Source organism: Phenylobacterium sp., assembly GCF_044372605.1.
Taxonomy (GTDB): Bacteria; Pseudomonadota; Alphaproteobacteria; order Caulobacterales; family Caulobacteraceae; genus Phenylobacterium.
In genome coordinates this window covers 1-6,138 of record NZ_JBILRO010000211.1, presented here as the reverse complement: position 1 = coordinate 6,138, position 6,138 = coordinate 1, and the positions used below count along the sequence as shown (strand labels likewise).

The 6,138-nt window shown below is 65.8% G+C and carries 4 protein-coding genes and 1 tRNA gene; 3 read left to right on the top strand and 2 right to left on the bottom strand.

What is annotated here, in order from left to right; genetic code table 11:
* Positions 1-1,194 (top strand): efflux RND transporter periplasmic adaptor subunit (locus ACIQ42_RS14680; RefSeq protein WP_397423001.1); only part of this gene is annotated, 1,194 nt, incomplete at its 5' end.
* Entirely contained in the window at positions 1,194-4,430 is a 3,237-nt protein-coding gene (locus ACIQ42_RS14675) for an efflux RND transporter permease subunit (protein ID WP_397423002.1), read from the top strand. The genes ACIQ42_RS14680 and ACIQ42_RS14675, both read left to right, overlap by 1 nt.
* Before the next feature lie 204 nt (positions 4,431-4,634).
* Here the strand turns inward: ACIQ42_RS14675 and ACIQ42_RS14670 are convergent, their stop codons facing one another.
* Both ACIQ42_RS14670 and ACIQ42_RS14665 read right to left on the bottom strand, forming a co-directional pair.
* Positions 4,635-5,114, bottom strand: coding sequence for a c-type cytochrome (locus tag ACIQ42_RS14670; protein WP_397423000.1), 480 nt, complete (start codon positions 5,112-5,114; stop codon positions 4,635-4,637).
* 61 nt (positions 5,115-5,175) lie between these two features.
* On the bottom strand, positions 5,176-5,628 hold the full coding sequence (locus ACIQ42_RS14665; RefSeq protein ID WP_397422999.1) for a YaiI/YqxD family protein: 453 nt from the start codon (positions 5,626-5,628) through the stop codon (positions 5,176-5,178).
* Between the two features lie 105 nt (positions 5,629-5,733).
* On the opposite strand from ACIQ42_RS14665, the gene ACIQ42_RS14660 reads away from it, so the two are divergent.
* A tRNA-Thr gene (locus ACIQ42_RS14660) sits at positions 5,734-5,809 on the top strand.
* Positions 5,810-6,138: the final 329 nt, after the last annotated feature.

Here is a 6,138-nt window from a genome sequence, read left to right as displayed (position 1 = left end):
CTGCTGGTCATCATGGCGGTGGCCGGCGGGCTGAAACTGCTTGGCGGCAAGGCGGATGGACAGGGCCCGGCTGGTCCCGGCGCGTCGGCCCAGGGCGCTTCTGGCGCAGGACGCCCAGGGGGCCCCGCCGGCCCGGGCGGTCGTCGTGGAGGCCCCGGAGGGCCGACCCAGGTCACGGTCGCGCTGATCCAGCCGCGGGTGTTTGAAGACACCATCGAAGTGCTGGGTGTGGCGAAGGGCCGCCAGTCCGTCACGCTGACGGCTGCCGCGACTCAACTGGTCGAGCGGGTTCGCTTCCGAGACGGCCAAAGCGTGGCCCGTGGGGCGGTGCTGGTGGAACTGCGCGATACGGAACAGGACGCCGGCACGGCGCAGGCCGAGGCGCGGCTTGTCCAGGCTCAGCGCGCCTATGATCGCTACAAGACCCTGGGGGAAAAGGGTTTCGCCTCCAAGGCGGCCATCGACCAGTTCGAGGCGACATGGCGTGCGGCGCAGGCCGATGTGGCCGCCGCCAGGGCGAGGCAGAGTGATCGTCTGATCCGCGCGCCATTTGCCGGCGTGGTGGGCCTGTCGGATGTGGCGCCCGGCGCGCTGGTCAATCCGGGCGCGCCCATCGTGACGCTGGATGATGTCTCGTCGATCCGGGTCGATTTCCAGACGCCCGAACGTTACCTCGCCCAGTTGCGGCCGGGGCAGACGCTCCTGGCGACTGCGGATGCCTACCCGGGGCAAACCATTCCGGGACGGATCGCCCAGATCGACACCCGCGTCGACGAGCGGACGCGTGCGATCACCGCGCGCGCGGAGTTTCCCAATGCCGGCGGTCGACTGAAGCCCGGCATGTTGATGCGGGTCGGGATCTCACGCGGTCAACGTCAGAGCCTGAGTGCGCCGGAGAGCGCCGTTTCGGTGCAGGGTGACGCCGCCTTCGTCTATGTACTGCGTCAGATGGGCGAGCGCACGGTGGTGGAGCAACGCCCTATTCTGACCGGTTCGCGCCAGCAGGGCTTTGTCGAGATCCGTGAAGGCGTGACGGCTGGTGAACGGGTTGTCGCGGATGGCCTCAACAAGATTCAGCCGGGCCAGCCCGTTAGGGTTGCGCGGCCGTCGGGCGGTCGACCGGGCGCACCCGGGGCTCGTCCGGCCGGTGGGCCTGGCGAGGGCCGGCCGGCGACGGCGAGGCCGGCCGGATGATGCTCTCTGACATCTCGGTCCGGCGTCCCGTTTTCGCGGCGGTCGCGGCGATCATCCTGTGCGTTGTCGGGTTCGCCTCCTTCGGCGCCCTGACGGTGCGGGAGCTTCCCAGTGTCGATCCGCCGGTGGTCAGCATTTCCACCAGCTATCGCGGGGCCTCGGCCGAAGTGATCGAGGAACGGATCACCGAGCTGATCGAGCGCCAGGTGGCCGGTATCGAGGGGATTGACCGGGTCTATTCGTCTTCACGGGACGGCTCGTCGCGGATCAGCATCTCTTTCAAGCTGGATCGAGACCTCGACGCTGCAGCCAATGACGTGCGTGATGCCGTCAGCCGGGTGACGGCCCAACTGCCGCAGCAGGCTGACCCGCCGCAGATCCAGAAGGCGACGGCGGACTCCTCGCCGATCATGTTCCTGAATTTCACATCGCAGACGATGGATCGTCTGCAGCTTTCGGATTACGCGCAGCGCTTCCTTGTGGAGCGCCTCTCAACAGTGCCGGGCGTGGCGACGGTCGGCGTGGGCGGCGCGCAGTTCTACGCCATGCGTATCTGGCTCAACCCCGATGCCATGGCCGCGCGTGGGATCACAGTCGAGGACGTGGAAACCGCGCTCAACTCCCAGAACGCGGAGCTTCCGGCGGGGTCGCTGGAGGCACCTACCAAGGACTTCACGATCCGTGTCGCGCGGGGATACTCGACCCCCGAGCAGTTCGCCCAGATGCCGATTGTGCCGGCGCGAACCGCGACGCAGTCTCCCGGATCGGCCGCGATTGGCGGGACAGCGGCCTCCGCAGGCGCCGCCCAGGGTGTGACGCGGGACATCACGACCTCGTCCGCCGGTCAGGGCTACATCACGCGCCTGGGTGATATCGCCCGCGTCGAGGAGGGGGCTGACGAGCGCCGGCGAAGCTTCCGGTCCAACGGCCGCGACATGGTGGGGATCGCCATCACGCGGCAAAGCCAGGCCAACGACCTGGACATCTCCGACGGGGTCAGGGCCGCTCTGGCCGAGATCAACGCGGGTTTGCCAAAGGGCACCCGGCTGGGAATTTCGGTGGACTACACCCAGTTCACCCGTGACGCGATCCGCGAGGTCTGGATCACCATGGGGATTTCGCTGGCGCTGGTCGCGCTGGTGAATTTCCTGTTCCTCGGCACGCTCCGGGCCGCGATCATTCCCACTGTCGTGGCGCCGATCTGCATCCTGTCGACCTTCATCGTTCTGGCCCCGCTGGGATTCTCGATCAACCTCCTGACCCTGCTGGCGCTGGTTCTGGCCATAGGCCTGGTGGTCGATGACGCCATCGTCGTGGTTGAGAACATCCAGAGGCGCATCGACGAGGGCGAGCCGCCGATCGTCGCGGCGCAAAGGGGCGCGCGGCAGGTGTTTTTCGCCGTTGTGGCGACCACCGTTGTCCTGATCGCGGTGTTCGCGCCGCTGATGTTCCTGCCTGGATTCATCGGCCGGCTGTTCGTCGAGCTAGCGGTTTCGGTGGCGGCGGCGGTGGCCTTTTCGGCCGTCCTGGCGCTTTCGCTATCGCCGATGCTGGCGTCCAAATTGCTGCGCCCCGCCAAGAGCGAGGGATGGCTCGCGCGCAAGGTCGACGCCGGCATGCATCGACTGCGGAACTCATACCATGCTTCGCTGGAGGCGATGCTGGGTCGTCGCAGCGTATCGATAGCGACCTCGGTGCTGGTGCTGTTTCTGGGCGTGGCCGCCTATACGGTGTTCAGCGTGCTGCCGCGCGAACTCACCCCAGAGGAAGACCGCCGTCGCGCACAGCTCAGCTTCTCGGGACCGGAAGGCGCGGGGTTCGACTACACAGTCGCCGCCAGCCAGAAGGTCGAGCAGATCCTGTCCAGGTACCTGAAGGACGGGACGGTCGAACGCTATGTCTATTCGATGCCGCGCTTCGGAAACTCGTCATTCAACTCTGGCGGTGGCAACATCATCCTGTCGCCGGACACCAAGGTCACCGCGCCGGAGCTTTCGGCGAAGCTCAATCGCGAGCTCTCTTCGGTGACGGCGGTTCGGGCCATCGTCTCGGCCGAGGGCGGACTGCAGCGGGGCGGGCCAGGCGGCGGCGGGGGTGGCGGAACGAGCTTTCAGTTGATCGCCACGGGGACCGACTATCCCGAAATCGCCCGATGGATCCAGCCGTTGCTGGCGGCGGCGAATGACAATCCCGGACTCGCGCGGCCCAGGCTTGACTATGAGCCGACCAGTCCACGGGTCGTGATCAGCATCGACCGCGACAAGGCTGCTGCGCTGGGCATTTCGGCTCAGTCCGTCGGGCGTGCGCTGGAGACAATGTTCGGATCGCGGCGCGCCACCACCTATATCAAGAACGGCCAGGAGTATGACGTTCTGCTGCAGGCTGATCGGGACCGGCGGCAGACCGAAAGCGATCTGGACAGCCTCTATGTCCGGACGACCTCTGGCAAGGTTGTGTCGCTATCCAGCGTGGTGACCACCCAGGTTCGCGGTGACACGCCCGACCGGTCGCGCGTGGATCGACTTCGCTCCATCAACCTCTCGGCGCAGTTGAATCCGGGCTACAGCATGGGCGACGCCATCGCCTTCTTCAGGGCCGAGGCTGCGAAGCAGCCGGGATCGGTGACCATCAAGTGGGGCGGCGGAGCGCGGGATTATCTCGAGGCCTCGGGCTCCGTCGGTTTGGCGTTCGGGATCGCACTCTTGCTGGTTTTCCTGGTACTGGCGGCCCAGTTCGAAAGCTGGATCCACCCGGCGGTGATCATGTTGACTGTACCCATCGCGGTGCTGGGCGGCCTGTTCGGACTTCTGATGTTTGGCTCTTCCATCAATACCTACAGCCAGATCGGGTTGATCATCCTGGTCGGTATCGCCGCGAAGAACGGCATCCTGATTGTGGAGTTCGCCAATCAGCTGCGCGACGACGGATTATCCATCAGGGAGGCCGTGATCGAGAGCGCCAGCCTGCGCCTGCGGCCGATCATCATGACCTCGATCTCGGCGGCTGCGGGCGCGCTGCCGTTGATCCTTGAGGGCGGGGCTGGCGGCGAGGCGCGCAAGACGATCGGTGTCACGATCTTCTTCGGGGCGATCTTCGCCACGGTGGTCACGCTGTTCGTGGTGCCGGTCTTCTACAACCTGCTGGCGCGGTTTACGAAGTCGCCGCTGGCGATGGCGCGCCGCATCGAGGCGTTCGAGGACGCGGAACGGGCCAGGGTCGCCAACGCGGCCGAATAAGTCCCGAACCCGACACCAGGGAACCTGCGAACTAGGAGTGACAGATTCCCTGGGTCCGGCGGATGGCGGGGGCTCGCCACCCTTCGGTTCAGAAGGTCAGCCGGGGCTGATGCTCCCCTTCGACAGGGAGAGATTGAGACGACTTTTGATGCGCGTCAAGGTTGTTGTGCGTGGCAAGCACACCGCCTCAAGGGCAAATTCGATCTAGGGCTTGTGGCCGGTCTCGACCATCAGATAGCCGATCAGGTCGACCCGATCCTTGGCGTCCTTCAGACCCGCGAACGACATCTTTGTGCCGGGCAGATAGGTCTGGGGCTTTTCAAGCCACTGGTTGAGGTGGTTGGCGTCCCAGATCCAGCCGGTCGCCTTGAGCGCGTCGGAGTACTTGAAATCGGGGTTGGCGGCCGCCGCCTTGCCGAACACGCCGTGCAGGTTGGGGCCGGTCATGTTGGCCCCACCTGGGGCGATGGTGTGGCAGGACTGGCAAAGCGCAAACTTGGACTCGCCGTTATCCAGATCGGCCGTGTTGTACGGCGCCGGATAGGTGGCCAGGATCGCCTGCTTTTCGGCGTCCGTCGGGGCCGGCGCAGCGGGGGCATCGGCCTTGGGCGCTGGCTGGGAATTGCTGCACGCCGCGGTCAGCATGGCGAGCGCGCTGACGACGGCAAGGGATCCGGAACGCATGGAAGACTCCGACAATAACGGATCGGCAAGCTAGCGTCGTGCGGCCACGATGCAAGGGTCGCTATCGGCCTTTTCGACGCTCACGGTTCACGGCCTCATCCAGCGCCTGCAGAAACCGTGACCGGTCGGCGACGGCGAAGGGCTTTGGCCCGCCGGTGATCTCACCCGTCGAACGGATGTGCTCCATGATCGAGCGCTGGGCCAGCGCCTGGCCGATGGAGTCCGGCGTGAACGGCCGCCCGTTCGGCGCTATGGCCGCCCCGTCGGCCTTCAGAACCCGGTCCGCCAGCGGGATGTCATTGGTCACCACAATATCACCCGGCAGCACGTTGTCGGCGATCCAGTCATCGGCCACATCGGGTCCGGCGTCGACGATCTGACGTTCGATCATCGCAGAGCGCGGAATCTGGATGAAGCTGTTGGAGACCACAAAGGTCTTCAGACCATAGCGCGCCGCCACCTTGTAGGTCTCGTCCTTCACCGGACAGGCGTCAGCGTCGATGAAGATGCGCATGGGTATCGGCCCTACAACAGAATCAGGCGCCCTTCACGTGGATTGGCGCCGCCCCCCTCTTGGCGCCGCGCGCACTTGCCCGCATAAGCGGCGCGGTCACGGCGCGCCGGATTAGCTCAGCTGGTAGAGCAGCGGTTTTGTAAACCGAAGGTCACGGGTTCGAATCCTGTATCCGGCACCACCCGACCCCCAGGCAATCGATAGTCATCGCCGCGCTGGCGCGGAAGATGCGCCGCTTCGGGGGCAGGTCGGAGATGTGTTTCAAGACGGGACACGGACATCTCCGGCGGTCGGGTCTGTCCGGGGGGGCAGGTCGGGCCTCCAACGCCAGTACGGCGTTGGTTACAGGCGGCCGGGTTGGCGGTGCGTAGGGTCAGTAGGCCAAAGGCCCGGTCGTCTGTGGTATTTCAGGATCGTTGATCACCGCGCCGCGCCGCACGTTGCTGCACCAGATAGGTAGCGATCACACCTGTGGCGACCAGACCGATCAGGATCGTGGAGATCGCGTTG